The 19,096-nt window shown below is 29.2% G+C and carries 9 protein-coding genes; all 9 read left to right on the top strand.

What is annotated here, in order from left to right:
• Positions 1–145: 145 nt before the first annotated feature.
• The 9 genes from AC1QSP_RS05080 to AC1QSP_RS05040 all read left to right on the top strand — a co-directional run bounded on the left by AC1QSP_RS05080 (position 146) and on the right by AC1QSP_RS05040 (position 18,424).
• The gene (locus AC1QSP_RS05080; protein WP_484080071.1) at positions 146–1,675 is read left to right on the top strand and encodes a hypothetical protein; all 1,530 of its coding nucleotides are present in this window, start codon (positions 146–148) and stop codon (positions 1,673–1,675) included.
• On the top strand, positions 1,662–3,404 hold the full coding sequence (locus tag AC1QSP_RS05075; RefSeq protein ID WP_484080070.1) for a hypothetical protein: 1,743 nt from the start codon (positions 1,662–1,664) through the stop codon (positions 3,402–3,404). Before AC1QSP_RS05080 ends, AC1QSP_RS05075 begins: the two co-directional genes overlap by 14 nt.
• A gap of 4 nt (positions 3,405–3,408) precedes the next feature.
• Positions 3,409–4,245: a hypothetical protein gene (locus tag AC1QSP_RS05070; protein ID WP_484080069.1), complete on the top strand. Its 837-nt coding sequence runs from the start codon at positions 3,409–3,411 to the stop codon at positions 4,243–4,245.
• Positions 4,242–9,383, top strand: a complete 5,142-nt coding sequence (locus tag AC1QSP_RS05065; protein ID WP_484080068.1) for a DEAD/DEAH box helicase — start codon at positions 4,242–4,244, stop codon at positions 9,381–9,383. Before AC1QSP_RS05070 ends, AC1QSP_RS05065 begins: the two co-directional genes overlap by 4 nt.
• A gap of 345 nt (positions 9,384–9,728) precedes the next feature.
• Positions 9,729–11,441, top strand: coding sequence for a RecQ family ATP-dependent DNA helicase (locus AC1QSP_RS05060; RefSeq protein ID WP_484080067.1), 1,713 nt, complete (start codon positions 9,729–9,731; stop codon positions 11,439–11,441).
• Positions 11,442–11,545: 104 nt separating this feature from the next.
• Positions 11,546–12,922, top strand: a complete 1,377-nt coding sequence (locus tag AC1QSP_RS05055; RefSeq protein ID WP_484080066.1) for a helicase-related protein — start codon at positions 11,546–11,548, stop codon at positions 12,920–12,922.
• A gap of 4 nt (positions 12,923–12,926) precedes the next feature.
• A complete protein-coding gene (drmB, locus tag AC1QSP_RS05050) occupies positions 12,927–15,212 on the top strand; it encodes a DrmB family protein (RefSeq protein ID WP_484080065.1) in 2,286 nt (761 codons plus the stop codon).
• A 474-nt stretch (positions 15,213–15,686) separates the two neighbouring features.
• Positions 15,687–16,967 (top strand): DNA (cytosine-5-)-methyltransferase, encoded by a 1,281-nt coding sequence (gene dcm, locus AC1QSP_RS05045; RefSeq protein WP_484080064.1) that lies wholly within the window; start codon positions 15,687–15,689, stop codon positions 16,965–16,967.
• Positions 16,968–17,026: 59 nt separating this feature from the next.
• Complete coding sequence (locus AC1QSP_RS05040) at positions 17,027–18,424, top strand: Sau3AI family type II restriction endonuclease (RefSeq protein ID WP_484080063.1); 1,398 nt, start codon at positions 17,027–17,029, stop codon at positions 18,422–18,424.
• Positions 18,425–19,096 lie beyond the last annotated feature (672 nt).

The raw sequence follows: 19,096 nt of genomic DNA, 5'->3' as shown, positions 1-19,096 counted from the left end.
TGCACCTCATCATAATATTTAACCTCAATCATTCATTGGTTGAGGTTTTTTTTAAACTATATTTTTGCTTTTATACAATATTTACTATAATTTGCGTTTTCATCTTGAATTAAGGCATAATATTTAATTTTCCAAACCCTTCTCTATGAATTATCGTCTATTTAATCGAGCCGTATATTCCTATTATATTGAAAATCTGATACGAGGTGAATATAATACCCTTACAATTCCCAAAAGTGATTTTGAATCATTAATTGAGGATGAAAGTATTATTAGAACATTTAAAGAAATAAAAGATAACGATTGGTCTTTGTTGTTGAATTATGAAAGTTCAATACCGAAATATTTTGGATTATTAGCCTTACAATGCCATGCTGCATTTATGATGCAAAATGATAGGAATGCAACTGTGGCTAATTTTAGGGATCGATTTATTGTTTTAACGGGTATTTCATCAGCCCAACGATTACAACAGCTATTCTCAGAAAATTATAATGAAAATTTAAATATTCAAGAAAAGTTATGGTTACATGCAAAAAGCTTTTTTGAGCAAAAAGATATATTATTATCTATCCCAGAACCAAAATCGAACGCTGGAAGATATACACAATATCCAGAATCACAATGTATTTTGAATTATGAAGATTTAAAAGAGTATCGAAATTTTTATCAATTTATTTATTCTAATTATGAAACCATACATTTTGATGATTTTATTTCTGAATATAAGAAATATAGATCTCGTTTAATTCAACAACTGACTCGAGAAAATAATTTTAGGATTCTTTCCGAAAATGATGAGAAGATAAAAAGAAGACAAATATTTGATTTCTATATTTCATCGGAATGGATGAAATTCAATAGTGCTTTGCCTAAAAGGAATATTACTACAGAGAACTATATTGCGACAATTGAAAATGATGTGGTTATTTTTTATGATGAAGCTTTTGATGAAGTGGATAATCCATATCCTTTTATCCGAAAAAATGATATTACGTTATTTAGAAAGGATAAAATATATCAAACAGAGTTTTCGATGTGTAAACAAATTGAATTGGAAAATTCTTATATTGTTCTGACTTCTTCTCAGGAATTATATGATCAATTGCAATCAAATATAGTTAAGCCCTTAAAGCTTAAAGAAGGTTTACCTTCAATTTATGCTGTATTGATTGATATAAATGATCAAATTCCTGAATTTCTAAACGATTATCATACCAAAATATATCCGATAAAAATCATTGGAAAAAAAATTAGTACCAAACGACAATATCTTGAATCTAATCCCCCTCGTATTGAATCAATTGACGGAACGCCTTTTCGATTATATCGTGATCAACAAAGAGTAGTTAATAATCAACCAAATGGTTCAGGAAAATATATAATAAAAGTGAATGGGTTTTCAACTTATACATTCGAAATAGTTAAACCAATTTCAATAATGGATCATATCGAATTACCCGAAATTCAACTTGACTTGAAAAAAATGGAATATTCATCTGAAGGTGTTATGCACGGATTTTATATTAATTCGATAGATGACTCAACAGAAGAAGAATTTACCATTAATCAATGGATTAATGTAATAATAGATCCCCAAAAACAATTTAAAAGAAAAGAATCTCAACATATTATAAAAAACGCACTAAACCAATATAACGATGGAAAACATTAATAAAATAATAGCGATAACTTTAGATCGTGCATTTGATGGTAAAGGAGGTAATTGTAAAGTAATTGGAGTTGAAATTGAAAATGAATACATCAATGATCCAGAAAAAATTCAAGAAATATTCCATACCTCAGGAGTTATATTTTCGAATAAAATTTATGAGTATGGAGAGAATATCCAACTAAATGATTTAATTGAAATAACTCCATCAAAAATCAATTTTGATGTAGATACCAATCGAAATATTTATGTTGGTTTAAGAAGTGTTGTTAAAATTGGTATACCTGTTATTGATATTCCTTCAGATTATGTAGCTGAAGATTATTTGGATTTGGAAAATATTTCGAAATTTCTTTTTTCAAAAAATTTATTACCAGAACATTTCACACGAATTTATCTATGTGATAATATAGATATTTTTGGTCCATTTAAAATTGAAAAGAATAGTATTTTACCTCTGGTAGGTAAAGAAACCAATGCGTTTGAATACCATATTGAAGAATTAATTGAAGATGATTTTTTAGAGCATTTGTATTTAATTCGAGAACCCCATACAAAGATAAAAAATGTAGATTGCAGTACACCAGCACAATTGGTTGAATTTTTAAAAGATCGAATATCAATTGATCGAGCAGATTTGAATTTAATTTTAGATGTAAGAAAAAAAATTACTGAAATAAATCAACAAAATACAGGACTAGATGCTGTAAGGCTTAAGCGAGCTGAAAACTACTTGCATCAATTAACCATTTCTTTCAAACAATTAGAGCAACTGTATCAAAATGAGTCAGCATGGTCAATTGTGATTAAAAATACAATTGATCAGCATGTTGAAGAATTTAAGGCTTTAGCGATGAAAGATATAAAAGAGAATATACGCTATCAGGAACGAATCCTAAGTGAGAAAAAGGTTGAATTGGTTTATTATGAGGATTTAATTCAAGAAGAACACAAAAAATTGGAGGCAATTAAAGAACAGATGGAAGTAATGAGTTCAAAAAAAGAAGAAATAGTAGCTTCCATTAAAGTGATGGCGGATATCCAACCACTAACTCATTCAAATATTCAATCCAAGAATTTGATTGAAGACCAAGGTCGTGTTGAATATTTAGATCATTTGGCGGGTAAGCCAAATTTCACAAATTTGTATGATTTTTATGATGATTTGAAAGATGAATATAAATTTCGTATTCCTCACGAAGGAAAATATGAGGAGGGACTAATTCTTTTAAAGAATAATCATTTTTTTTTAGCCAACAATACAGCATTTGTACTTAATTTATTACGTCAGATAGGAGATGCTAAAATTGCAATTCAACATGCAGAGGCAGATTGGTTAAAATTTAAATCATGGCGAGATAATGGATTTTTATCTGTGATAGAGCAGGCTTCTAAGGACACCCATCATCATTATTTTTACATTTTGCAAGATTTTAATATCGCTAGTTTTGAATGTTATGGAAAACCTATTTTAGATATTTCAAATAAAATTAGAGCGACAATTGATGGAGTACATTCTCTTCCATCAAATTTAAAAATTATATTAATCCGCACCGATGAGGAAATTGAGGGATTTGGATTTGAATTAAATGCATCAACTTTTAAAAACTGGAAATGTTTACCACATTTAAATTCGGTTAATCTATTGGATATTCCAACAGAGGAGGTTATTGACTTAAATCTTATTAAGTTCAATAAAGCAGCACAAGACTATAGTGACGAATATTTCTAGAAGTATGGAAAAGTTTTTATATGATGTATTTATTTATAATTATGCATTAGGAAAAACATCAATCAAATTTGAAAAGATTAAAAATTTATTAAGGGAAGAAAATCAAGTTTCTCAACTATCTCCATTTTATGACTTATTACGATTAGGAATAATTGACCAAGTAGATGAAAATAGATATGGTTTAACGGCATCAAAAATATTTACAAGTATTAATGGAGAATATAGTTTAGGGGTTAACTTACCTACTTCTTTTTTAAATGAAAATGTTGAAAAAATACATGCACATTACTTGGGATTAACTGTTTTTAAATTTGTAGAATGGGAGGATAAAAACTATAATGTTGAATATAATTTACATCTAATTTCGAAAGAACTAAAATCATTTAAACAAATGATTAAAAATTGGAATACAATTGATGAGGAGTATATTAATACCTGTATACATTTAGAAAAATATGATTATTTCAAAAATAATTGGATAGCTGTCAAAAAATACGATGATGATTTTGCGCTTTATAAACGATTTATACATCACGAGTCTTTTTTTGAATATGTATTTAAATATTTTAATAAGTTTTATCAAATTAAAGCCAGTGAATCTGAAAAAATATTATTTATACGATTAATAATGGCAAAACAACCATCATTTGTTTATCATCAAAAACTTAAGTTATTAAAGGTCAATAAAGGGATCTTGCTACCTAATTTTATTTATAAAATATTTTTCATTACACATGTTTTAAATTCAGGTGAATTCCCAACTAAAAATCAATTTAATTTAAATAAAAAGCAGGTACAACAAATACTTAATCCTCTTAAACTAGTATATACTAAGCGATGAAAGAAAATTTATTTAATGTTTGGACAGATTTAAAAACTACATATCAAAAATACATTGACACTAGTTTATTTTTTAGTAATAAAAAGTTAGAAGATGAACGAAATGAATTATTGAATTCTGATGACACGATAACAAAATATCCGATAATAGAGTTTACCCCCAAATATGAAAGTTATGATACAATCGAAAATATTTGTGATGAATTAGATCTCGATCAACGGTTTTCATCTTTTGTTAGAAAAGGATTATTCCCAAATTTTGGAACTCACAAAAGTCAACTTTATATGCATCAATTTGAATCATTCAAAACAGCGGTTATTGAGCGTAAAAATTTGATTGTGACTACAGGTACTGGTTCAGGAAAAACGGAATGTTTTTTATTTCCGTTATTTTATGATATCCTAAATGAAAAGTTAAATTCTACAAAAGAGAGGTCTTCACGCCCTGCTGTACGTGGATTAATACTATATCCATTGAATGCCTTAGCAGAAGATCAAATGAGACGTTTAAGACGAACATTATCTACGGCTGAAGTGATTGAATGGTTTGATGAGTCGTTAAATAGTGATTATATTACATTTGCACGTTATACAGGATTAACACCAGTTTCTGGAAATCGAGAAAATCGTACGAGTCAAAATAAGAATAGAAAAGCATTAGAGCAATATGATTCAGAGTGGAATGCTTTAAAATTATTAGTTGAACAAGACCAGGAGATTACTCCAGATTATTTATTAGATATACCGAATCGAGATTATCCTGAAATAGAGTTATGTGATCGTTGGTCAATTCAAGATACTCCGCCTGATATTTTAATTACAAATTACAGCATGTTAAATATTATGCTGAATCGTAAGGAAGAAGAAGGGATATTTGAAGAAACAAGAAAATGGCTTGAGGAATCAGAAGATCATGTTTTTCATTTGGTGATAGATGAATTGCATTCTTATCGCGGCACTGGTGGAACAGAAGTTGCATACTTAATTCGATTATTGTTGCATCGATTAGGATTAGCACCAGATTCAAAACAATTGCAATTTTTGTGTTCAAGTGCATCGATGCAAGATACTCCTCGTGTAAAAAAATTTATATCAGGATTTTTCGGTATTAATGAGACACAAATTAATGAACGATTTACGATTGTAAAAGATTACAAAGTAGAAATACAACCACAAAAAAATATTCTTTCAGCAACAGATTTTATAAATCTGGATCAATTAGATGATGAAGAATTGGATAATTTATTTGAAAAATATAATGTATTAAATCATTTAAAATTTCACTTAATACAGCCAAAAGAAGCAGATAAATTAGCCATTGATCTTTTTCCCCATGATGAATTTAATATTGCAATAGAAGCATTAACTCAAATATTAGCTTCACTTACTTTATTGAAAGATCATAAAGGGAATACTCTTCAGCCCATTCGTTCCCATTTCTTTTTTCGGAATGTCGATGGACTATGGGCATGTGTAAATCCTCAATGTACGCAAGTTGATAAACATTTTCAATTTGATGGTAGAAATGTAGGTAAATTATATAAAAGACCTCAATCTAAATGTGGATGTGGTTCAGTGGTATTAGAAGTATTAAATTGTCGACAGTGTGGAGAAATCTATCTAGAATCTTGGTTAGATAAACAATCAGAAACGACAACTAATTTACATTCATTAATTCAGAATCCAACATTAGATAAAGATCGTTTTATAAGTCGTGTTATTTACAATAATAATAATGGTAAGATTTCAATTGATGATTTAGATGAAAATAATAATAAGGAATTGTCGAATTGGAATTTTATATCGTTAAATCATAAGAACAATGAATGGTCATTTGATCGTATTCATCAAAATGCGTTGGTTTTTAATGTAAATAATGATTATCAAGCGCGATATCCTAATGTATGTGTATGTTGCGGAACAAGTTTAAGAGAAGATCGCTTGGATGAAAATTCATTAACTCCCATCCATCGTCATTATACAGGGGTACAAAAAATAAACCAATTGATGGCAGATGGATTAATGCGATCATTACAAAAAAAAGATTCTAAAACAGCTAAACTAGTATTATTTTCTGATAGTAGACAAGCAGCTGCTAAATTGGCTGCAGGAATTGAATTGGATCATTATAAAGATTTGGTCAGATACTTCCTACTTAAAGGATTAGATAAAGAATCATCTGTATTTGAATTATTAATTGATTTTTTAAATGATGAAATTTCAAAAGAAAATAAACGTTTGTTACGTCAAAAGAAACGAGAAAATGAAAAAATTGAAGTATTATATAATGCTATAGAAGATTATCATGATGAACCTGATGAAAATGTATATCAACGTTTACTTCAAAAAATAAAACAAGATTCGAAAGCTGGTATTTCCATTCAAAACATTGTAGACAAAATTGCAGTTGGATTTTATAAACAGGGAATAAATCCTGGAGGACCTAAAGATTCATTACTTTATGATTCTAATGGCTTACCTTGGCATTTACAAATAGATTTTGAGGTCGAATATTTTAAAGAATTTGAGGATGTACCTTTTTATAAAAAATTGAGAAAATCATTAAATGATGAGATCATTATAAGTTTATTAGCTGGAAGTAGGAGGTCATTTGAATCCTTAAATATAGGGTATTTAAAACCTAATATACAAGGGGACTGTACATATTCGATTTCGTTTATTACCAATTGTATTAAATTATTGGGGGAATCGTATCGAATAGAATCAAGCCAAATGAATACTAATTTTACGTCTTTACCCCAAAAAATATGGAAATATGCAAGGGCATGTTTAGGCTTCAAAGGTTATCGTCATCCTTTTAAAAATGAATTTTTAGCTATTTTACAAAGTAACCGTTTGAATAGGGATAATAAATTTGTATTAACTGGAAGTGGGTTAAATTTCGTATTAAAAGAAGATCATCAAGATACTTTTGTATGTAATACATGTAGTAATATTCAATTAATTAATTTTGAGAATATTTGTACCAATTGTTGCAATCCAACCTTAGAAAAAGCAGAAAATGAAATAATTGAAAGAATATTAAATCGTAATTATTACCTTCATCTTACGAAAATGCAGCGGAATGAAAATTTACGATTGCACTGTGAGGAGCTTTCTGGACAGACAGATTCTAATGAAGCAAGAAATCGTCAACGACTGTTTCAAGGACGGTTGTTAGATCATGAAAATAAATTGGTTGAAGAAATTGATTTATTAAGTGTTACTACGACTATGGAAGCAGGTGTAGATATTGGATCTTTAACTGCTGTTATGATGGGAAATGTTCCACCGCAAAGATTTAATTATCAACAGCGTGTAGGGCGTGCTGGTCGTAGAGGTAGTCCAGTATCGATAGCACTAACAGTTGCTAAAGGAAATTCTCATGATCAAACACATTATAATGAATCTCATCGTATGGTTTCTGCTACACCAGCTGATCCATATTTAGAGATGAATCGTGAGCAAATTTTCTTAAGATTTGTTTACAAAGAAATATTAAATCGTGTTTTTAAAAATGAAAATGTTAATTCTTCAAATGTTCATGGTAATTTTGGGAAAGATTATGAATGGCCAAATAACCGTAAAAAATTAATCTCATTTGTAGAAAACAATCAACATGAGGTATTTCATATTATTGAGAAGTTAAGAATAGGGGCAAATATTGTAATGCCTACTCCTCAGATCTATGAAGAAAAAATTTTGAAGTTAACTCAGGAAATTGATGGTATTTGTGCAAATAAAATTGACTTTCCTCAAATTGATTTAAGTGAAAAATTGGCTAATGCAGGAATTTTACCTTTATTTGGATTCCCTACGCAAGTTAGAGCTTTGTATGAAAGAGCTCCGACACGACTTCCTGCGGAAAATGTAGTTTCAAGAAGTTTATCACTAGCTATATCTGAATTTGCTCCAGGTGGAGAAATAATAAAAGATAAGAAAATATTAAAGAGTGTAGGAATTGTATCTTATGGATATAGTCATGGACAAGTTATTGAAGAAGATTTATCTCATTCTTTAAGAACAGGAGTATATCGTTGTGTTAATTGTAAAACCATTCATTCAATTCCAACAGATGATAAAAAATGTTTACAATGTAAACATTCTTTAAAAGAACTTAATGTTATATCTCCAAAAGGATTTTGTATTGATTATGATCATCCTTCAAAAGATTTTGATGGTCGTTTTGAATTTAATTCCAGAGCAGGTGAAATTTCGTTGGATCCAAATTCTAATTTAACAAATGAAGTTGTTTTAAAAAATATTTTGATTTCATCGAACGTAATACCTGATGAAGGTATTGTTCATCAAATCAATGATAATAATGGTGAATTATTTAAATTAGGAAAGATTCGTAATACAAATCGATGGGTTGTCAAAGACTTGCTTCATGATAAAAATATAAGTGTAATTCAAGAGAATAATTTCGCTTTAATTGCAACTCAAAAAACTGGAGTTCTTACTTTGCAATTACAAAAGATGAATAATAACTATTTTTTTGATCCAACAAATGTATATCAGAAAGCAATTTTTCTATCATGGGGTTATTTAGTTCGTAAGTCAATTTGTGATGAATTAGATATAGAAATTTCTGAATTTAATTTGGGATATAGAATTTCTCCATCGTCACAAAATCATGAAATCTTTCTTGTTGAAACTGCAGATAATGGTGCAGGATACACGAACTACTTAAATGGAAATTCAGATTTAGAAATTAGTCAAAAGGTATTCATATCAAATTTATTACCTGGAGGAAAAATTTTTAATTCTTTAACTAAAGAATCACATCAACACGATTGTAATTCTTCGTGTTATGATTGCTTAAGAGATTATTATAACCAAAATCATCATAATTTATTGAATTGGAGATTTGCGTTAGATCTGGCCATGATATCTGAAAATAGTATGGTCGATTTAGATTTTACTCAAGTTTATTGGGAAGATTATTTTAACAATTTTTTGACTCATTTAATAATGAATAAATATGATTCGAGACTTGTTTATGATGAATACTATTACTATTTTCAACAAAAAGATGGTCTAAAAACGGTTATTATCCATCCTTTTTGGAGTGATGAATATATAAAAACTTTACTTAATCAATCATTTGATGCATCGATTCATTTGATGGAAATATAATATTGATAATATAATTTTAGTTATGCGTGAAAACAAATAAACTATTTTTTTATTACTATAAATAGATAAACTTTAAGATTTAAAAGAGTTTTCAAAATTCAATACTTAAAATCTTTAAAACATTTACGAAATTAATTTTTATCACTAACACCATAAGTTTATGTATTATATAAATGAGTCTGATTAACAATCGGACTCATTTTTTTCAGAAATATTATTGGTTAGCTAATAAATAATATTGCATTTTAATTAATTAGAGATATAACTTCATTTCAATTCATTAATATTAATATCTTTGGTAAAGCATTTAAAAGCATATGTTTTAATCAAAAATACCTCCCAACAGTGTTAGATACATGTTCGCAACAATCGCCTATTGTTTTTATTGATTTGGAAGTACAACCGGAAACCCAAAAAATTATAGCTATAGGTTGTGTCGATCTTTATCATCACCAATCCTTTCCTCATCCCAATGCCTTACTGGATTTCTTGCAATCTTACCAATTTATTTGTGGACATCATATTTTGGAACATGATATTCCAGTGCTAAAATCGTTTTCTCCAAATTGGAATGTATCCGCTTATCACGTGATTGATACGTTAGTATGGTCCCCTTTATTGTTTCCATCTAAAGCTTTCCATCATTTAGGGAAAGATGAAAAATTAATAGCGGATGCTGCCAATAATCCTGTAAGTGATGCTATTAAAGCAAAGCATTTATTTTTTGAATTGGTAAATGCTTTTCATGCATGTGATACACGCTGGCAACAGATTATGTATGGACTATTGCATCGCCATCCTTCTTTTTCTGGTTTTTTTCAATATCTTCAATTTAAGACCAAAGAATTTTCTTTAGTTGAACTTATACAAAGCTATTTTCATTCGGCAATTTGTTCTACAATTTCACTTGAACAGTTCATCGCAAAAGATTCTATCGCGCTCGCCTATAGTCTAGCTTTAATTAATGGATTTATGAAGAATGAAAATGCCCATGCAGTGATTCCACGATGGGTGATCAAAAATTATCCTGAAGTAGAGCAAATGGTTAAACGATTGCGTAATACCCCTTGTGTAAAAGGGTGTAATTATTGTGCACAATCATTAGATGCAAAGTTAGGATTAAAACGTTTTTTTGGGTTTGATTCTTATCGAAATTATGGTGGTATTCCTTTGCAAGAACAAGCTGTTCAATCTGCTCTTGCCCATCATTCATTATTGGCAGTATTCCCAACAGGAGGTGGAAAATCAATTACGTTTCAAGTTCCAGCCTTAATGAATGGTGAAAATAGCAATGCATTAACCGTTATTTTATCGCCATTGCAATCTTTGATGAAGGATCAAGTGGATAATCTTGAAAGGCAAGGGATTACAAGTGCGGTGACGATTAATGGATTATTGGATCCGATAGAACGTGCGAAAGCATTTGAACGTGTGGAAGATGGATCGGCTAAGCTTTTGTATTTGTCTCCAGAAGCTTTACGATCGAAAACCATCGAACGTTTGTTATTGCATCGACAGATTGCCCGTTTTGTGATAGACGAAGCCCATTGTTTTTCGTCTTGGGGACAAGATTTTAGAGTTGATTATTTATATATAGGTGATTTTATAGCCCGTTTACAAGCTTTAAAAACATTAGAAGAGCCTATTCCTGTCTCATGTTTTACTGCAACGGCTAAGCAAAATGTCATTGAAGATATACAATCTTACTTTAAAGAAAAGTTAGGGTTAACGTTGGATTTGTTTACTGCTTCTGTAGAAAGAGTTAACTTAAAGTATAAAGTATTTCGGAAAGAGAGTGAAGAAGATAAATACCTTACGTTAAGGGATTTGTTGGAAGAGAAGAATTGTCCTACCATTGTATATGTCTCTCGTACCAAAAAAGCATATGATTTATCCGAACGTTTGAGTAAAGATGGTTTTAATGCGAGACCTTACCATGGGAAGATGGATAAGCAAGAAAAGTCAGAAAATCAAAATGCCTTTATACGAGGTGATGTCCAAATCATGGTAGCTACTTCAGCTTTTGGTATGGGCGTAGATAAAAAGGACGTGGATTAAGAGGAAATTATTTACCTCCAGATCTAATTATTCAAGACGAATTACATTTATTAGTGGGGCCATTAGGGTCTGCAACAGGATTATTCGAGACAGCTATTGATGTATTGACAACCAGAGAAGATGGAACAAGGGCTAAAGTTATTTCATCAACAGCAACAACGCGTAATACCCAAAGTCAGATTGCCGCACTTTTTGGTCGTGATGTTTCGATTTTTCCTAAACCAGGTGTAGAAGCAGATGATTCTTTTTTTGCTTTTTATAAAAGAAAAAAAGATAATGAAGGTAATATACAATATATTTCAAAAAGAAAGTATTTAGGGATGTTACCTACAGGACGTACACAGGTTTGGATGCAATTTCGTATTGCTGCATTAGCACTTGTTCATAGAGCTATATTTGAAACAGAAAATGGACCTAAGAAGATTATAAATTTTGAAGAATTTGATGCATCATACACCGAAGCAATCAACTATTATTTTTCGGTTATATCCTATTTTAATAGTTTAAAAGAGGTTGGGAAAACTCAAGCACAAGTACAAACCTATTTACTAAAAGAGGTTCGTAAATTGTTCCATGCGAATAGTTATCCAAATAATTTATTAGAATGTTTCTATACATATGGCCCTATTAATGAAACAGAATTAACAGGGAGATTATCTGGGGAAGAAGTCGTTAAGGAATTGGATAGAGTTAAAGCAGATTGGAATCCAATCAAACGTTTTGCTTTAAAAGATGCCGATGGGAAAATTATAAGGGGTAGTATTCCTCCTGAATTTATTGTTGCCACGAATATGATTTCTGTTGGATTAGATGTAGGTCGATTCAATACGATTATTATGAATTCAATGCCAAGAAATACAGCTGAATATATTCAGGCTAGTAGCCGTGTTGGGCGTAACAAAGAAGGTATCGTTTTTACAGTTCATCACCCTTATAAATCAAGAGATATTTCTCATTTCGAGAAATTCGAAGAGTTTCATGAAAAAATGTATAGTTATGTAGAGCCAATTTCTATTACACCTTATACAAAAAAAGCATTAAAAAAATATTTAGGTTTATACTTAGCTACAATGTTAAGACATCATTTAGATTTTCCTAATAGAAGAGATGTTGAAAATATAATTAATGCTGATATAGAAATTTTGTTAAATAACCTTTTAGCTCCTTTCAATAAAAGAAAAGAGATGCTACAAAAAATAAATCCTACTTTATTACAGTTATTAAATGATTCTAATTTAGAAGACATTAAATCAATTCTTTTGGAGGCTTTAGAATATTGGAATACCACCGTTTCAAAACATTTAATTGATAATAAGGTTACTGTTTTTAATAACGCAGTAAATAATAAAAATCAAAATCAAGAAAATCTTTTTATAGATATAGATGAATATGATGGGAATTATGAAAATTCACTATGGAGAATTCCAGGGTCGTTGCGTATTGTTGAACCAGAAGCTGTAATTAAAATCTCTACGAATTAATTTTATGAAAATTATAAATAACAATCAATTTAATCAAGGAATTAGTAAATATAAATTACTTTCTTCTACTGCTGGTGTTGGTTCTATAATCACAACAAAATTTGGGAATTATGTCTTAATAAAAGATATTAATAAATGGACATTTTTTAATAAATTAAATAATAAAATAAATTCAATTAAATCATCTTTAAGTAATGAAAAAGATATTGTTAATTCAATTTATAGTTATTGTACTGAAAATGGTTTAGATGTTATAGAAGATCATCGATTTGTTAAATTTATAAAAAAAGAGAAGGACTTAGATAATTTAACCAGTTTAGTCGGGATTCCTCATATTTCATTAAACGATTCTTTTAATACGCCTAATTGGAACAACCATCCAATAAAAAAAGCTAATCCAGATGCAAGTGTAAATAATTTTTTAATTAATGGAACTTTATTTCCTAAGTGGTTTAGAAATAATAAAGGCGAATTCAAAGAATTATATAAATGGGAGCAAGATTGGAAAATGAAATGTGAGAAAGATTCTACAATTACCCGTCAACAATTTGCACCACCAAGAGATGCTAAGGCGATTCCTTATCATACAAAAAATATTAAAAATGTAGAAGGGCGTATCGTTCAATATTCAGAATATCCTCTATTAACACAAAGTAATTTAATTTTACAATGCCACAACGGGCATTTGTCTGATATTCCTTGGCCTAAATTTTTAAGATGGAAAACTGAAAAAATTCTGAATAGGAATAAGGAGATAGAGGAGGATCATGCTGAAAATTTATTTAAAATAGAAAATTGTTGTGCTTCTCCTGATATTAAATGGACTGAAAATAAAACGAAGGCAGACGGATATGGTAGTGTTTATATCGAATGTAAGAAATGCGGTCATGGTACAGGTAAAGATGGTTATCCTAAAATTAATCTAGAAGGGATTACAAATATTAATCCATTATGTAAAGGGGAAAAACCATGGGAAAACAGTTTTGAAGATGGTGAAAACTATTTTTCAAAGGAAAGATGCGAAAAAACGAAAACAACAACTTGTTGTGCTAAAAACAGTCATGAAGAAGAACACATGAAGGTGGCATTAGTTACAGCAAACAATACCTATTATGCCAACACCTTTTCAAGTGTATATGTACCTGAATATTTAGTGAGTGGGGTTGATAAGATTTATGATGATATTTTAAAGGTGTTAGAAGAAGATTTTGAAGCAGACCATAAAGATGATAATCAGTTAACTAAAGAAGAATATTTTGAAAATTACAATTTAAAATCATTTAAGAATTTTTTAAAATTAAAGAACATTAATTTTGATGATGAAATTGAAAATTTATTTAATGAAATCAAGATATTATTTTTAAATTCTAAAGTTAAAGAAGAGAGTGATAATGATAATAAAGATTTAGTTGATACACAATTAAATTATCGTTATGATGAGTTCAAGTGCTTTATTAATAATGATCAAGTGTATGAAAATAACTTATCGTATAATAATATCGAATTAACAGACGGATTATCTGAATATTTTGATAAAATTTTACAGATAGAGGAATTAAATGTAACAAGCATACAATTAAATTTTTCTAGAGTTAAACCAATAGAAAGAATCTTAAAAAACGGGGAAATTGTTTATTCATCAAAGGGTCAGAATATCTACAGTAATTATTCAAACGAAATTTATGCACTTCCTGCTGTATTATTTAGAGGAGAAGGAATTTTTATTCAATTTAATGAAGAAAAAATTAAAGAATGGATAGACAGAAATAATGAAAGATTATACGAACGCTTTACAAAACAAATTAAAAAACCAAAAGAAGGTGAAAAAGGGGAAGCTTTAAAACTGAAATTACATCGTAATAATTTTAAGCATTATCTAATTCATTCGTTCTCACATATGATTATGAGAGAGCTTGAGTTTACATGTGGTTATCCTACAGCTAGTTTAAAAGAACGTCTTTATATTTCTGGTAATGATGATAACAAACTAATGGCTGGTGTACTAATTTATACCTCAGATGGTGCTGAAGGTAGTATGGGTGGTTTAATGAATCAAGCATTTACTAATAATTTTGAAGTTTTACTAAAAAATGGGTTAAATAGAAATTTAGAATGTTCTTCTGATCCATTATGTTGGGAGTCAGATGGACAAGGGATTTATGATTTAAATTTATCTTCTTGTTTTTCTTGTTCATTAATTTCAGAAACTGCATGTGAAGAAATGAATTTAGGTTTAGATCGTAGAGTTTTAGTTGATCAAGAATTTGGTTTTTTTAATGAAATAATTTAAAGTATTATTGTAGTAAAGGAGAACATATCGTTCTCCTTTTGTTTTAAAAAATTATCTAATACATAAAAACGTATTATTAATAAATTTGTAAAGTCCATTTATACATCTTATTTAATATATATTAAATCTCGTTATATAAATTAAAAATTATTATTGCTAATAAGTATTTAATAATTCAACAAAAATTACAAAATATATTCCTAAGAATATTTTAAATAATTAAAATATATAGACGCATATCTCTTTATTCGACAGTTTATAAAATATAATTCAATGCTAATTGAAGTTATTTATAAAAGAAACTATTCGGAATAATGATTTAATCTAAATGTTTTTAAATGCAATATTATAATTAGATTCAAATGATTTATACTATTCCATTTTAGAATTTAAAATATATTTAGTTTGATGAATAAAAAAAAGAAGCCATATTTTGTCGTTTAACTTTGTATTTTTGCACACAGAATTTTTAATATGAAACAGATTAAAGTAGTTGAATTATTTGCAGGTGTGGGTGGTTTTAGATTAGGTCTAGAAGGTTGGAATAACAAATCTTGTTGTTCAAATTATTCAGAAGAATTTAAAACACCATTTAAAGTTGTATGGAGTAACCAATGGGAGCCTTCAACTAAGATTCAACATGCATCAATGGTTTATGAAAATCGTTGGGGGAGTGAAAATCATAGTAACGAAAATATTGAAGAAGTAGTAAAAGATTGTTCAGTAATTCCTGATCATGATATGCTAGTTGGTGGTTTTCCTTGCCAAGATTATTCTGTAGCAACAACATTAAAAAATTCTAAAGGTTTATTAGGTAAAAAAGGAGTACTATGGTGGTCTATTCATAAAATCTTATCAGATAAAGAACAGAAACCAAAATACTTATTTTTAGAAAATGTAGACCGTTTATTAAATTCACCTTCAAAACAAAGAGGTCGTGATTTTGCTATCATCTTACAGAGTTTAAATGAATTAGGATATATCGTTGAATGGCGTGTGATAAATGCAGCTGAATATGGATTTCCTCAAAGAAGAAGAAGAACATTCATTTTAGCTTATCACAATACTTCTGAAATTTATAATACGATTAAAAATGAAATTCCTTCGAATTGGATTTTAGAAAACGGTACAATTGCAGAGGCATTTCCAGCTACTAACGCATTAGGTTTAAATCCAACAGTATTCAAACTAGAAGATGATATTGTAAAAATTTCTGATAACTTCAATGTAAACGGAAAGAAAACACCGTTTGAAAATTCTGGAATTATGATTGATGGTGAAGTAACTTCTATTAAGACTTTACCTAATTATGATGGAGAATATACTGTATTAGGAGATATCTTAATTGATGTAGATGATGTCGATAAAGAATATTTTATCGATGCTGAAGATTTTCCTAAATGGGAATATTTAAAAGGTGCTAAAAAAGAAATTCGTAAAAATGCCGATGGATACGAATACAATTATAGCGAAGGTGGAATGGTTTTTCCAGATGCTTTAGATAATGCTTCTCGTACAATTATTACTGGTGAAGGTGGAAAATCAGCGTCAAGATTTAAACATGTAGTTAATACTTCGAAAGGTCCAAGAAGACTTACGCCTATTGAATTAGAAAGACTAAATATGTTTCCTGATCATCATACAGAATTAGATAAAGTAACAGATACAAAACGAGCGTTTTTTATGGGAAATGCTTTAGTTGTTGGAGTGATTGAAAAAATAGGACGATCTTTAATAAATAAAATTTCAAAGTAGCCATTGGCTACTTTTTTTATATCCTTATATTTACTTTTAAACTATATTTTATTTTTTAAATGTCTAATAATTATAACCAATCAAACAAACAGTCAATTCTAGACTATGCTGCTAAATTAAAAGGCAAAACATTGAGAGATATTTTAAATCCCGAAACGATTGATAATTTTTACGGTGGTAAAGGTTCTTTTGGGCAATTTGTCGAAGAACATTACTTCGGTTATCAAATTAATTCTGTTTCAGAACCCGATTTTAAAGAGGTAGGAATGGAATTGAAATGTTCTGCATTAAAAGAAATTAAAAATGGTGATTATCGTGCAAAGGAACGCTTAGTTTTAAATATCATTAATTACATGAATGTAGTGAGTGAGAGTTTTGAAACAAGTTCATTTTGGAATAAAAATGCAAATATCTTATTGATATTCTATTTGTATGAAAAAGAAAAATTACCGTTTGATTATATCATTAAGCTGATAGGTGAATGGGAATTTCCAGTACAAGATTTAGAAATTATAAAAAATGATTGGCTAACAATTACAAATAAAATTAAAGCAGGTAAAGCACACGAACTTTCAGAAGGTGATACATTTTATTTAGGAGCTTGTACAAAGGGAGCTAATGCAAGTTCAGTAAGGGAACAACCTTTTTCTGATATTCCAGCAAAACAACGTGCATTTTCTTTTAAAACAGGTTATGTAAATCATATTATTGCTTCTATCTCTGGTGGTAAACAAGGCTATGGTAAGTTATTAGATAATCGTACACTATCAGCTTCACAAAATTTAGAAGATTATATTCTTAGCAAATTTGAGAAATATAAAAATAAATCGATTACTCAAATTATAGATTCATTAGGTATTGAATTAAATCCTAAAGCAAAAAGTTTTACAGCAAGCCTTACGAATGCATTGTTAGGGATTGAATTAGATCAGAAAATTGAAGAGTTCGAAAAAGCTGAATTAATTGTAAAGACAGTTCGTTTAAATGAAAACAATTTACCCAAAGAAGATATTTCTTTTCCAACATTTAAATATACTAAATTGGTGAAAGAGGAGTGGGAGGATTCTGATTTCAAAGATATCCTTGAGCATAAATTTTTATTCATTTTTCTTAAATATAAAGGGGATGAATTATATTTTGAAAAAGCACAATTCTGGAATATGAATTATGAGCATCGCCTAGAAGCAAAAAGAGTATGGGAAAATACCAAAGAAATTATTGCCAAAGGTGATATAGTAAAAGGATTCAAAACGAATAAGAATGGAGAGGTTAGGCGTTTAACTAACTTTCCTTCTAAAAAAGATAGTGCTGTAGCTCATGTTCGCCCTCATGCACAAAATGCTAACGATACATATTTATTGCCAATTCCTGATCAATATTCAGGTTATACAGAGTACACCAAACATTGTTTTTGGCTCAATGCTAGTTTTGTAAGAGATGAAATTTATTTAAAATGATACTATTTCCTTCTTAAAATTATATCAATCCCTCCCAATCGGATTATCTTGTAGTTCAAATTGAACCATGTGATGATTGGGATTCAATCGAAGTGAATTATAAAGATTTTAAAGAATATCAGGAATTAAAAGGTTCTGCTTATGCCAAAGCGGGGACCCCTTTTGTGATAACCTTGGATCGAATATTAAAATAATTTCAGGTTAATTTCCTTTCAAAAAATATACCTTACCTCAACAGATTTGTTGAGGTTTTTTTTTATTAATCTATACTCCAAAATCATCTCGATATGACGAAATTCTATTTTAAGATGTGGAGGATGAGAAGCTGAAACCAATTCAGCTTGAAAGGGAGAGTTTGTAAATCATCGGTGCACTATTTAATTACTACCATAACAAGGTTTGATATTATTCTTTGACAGGTACAGAATGACAAGGTCTGGTCCAATAACGATTGTAATGAAGATATTACGTATTACTTAAAACGTACCACGTAAAACCTAATAAAATTGGCCTTTAGATTTGCAGTCGATATGGTTAAATTTCGTCTAATTTCTCGATACAAAAATCAAAGATTTTCACTCGAAATGACGAAATTCTATTTCTAGGTGTAGGGGATGAGAAGCTGAAACCAATTTAGCTTGACAGGGAGCGTTTGTAAATTATCGGTGTACT

The organism is Faecalibacter sp., from assembly GCF_057177045.1.
This window is presented reverse-complemented; position numbering and strand designations above follow the sequence as displayed.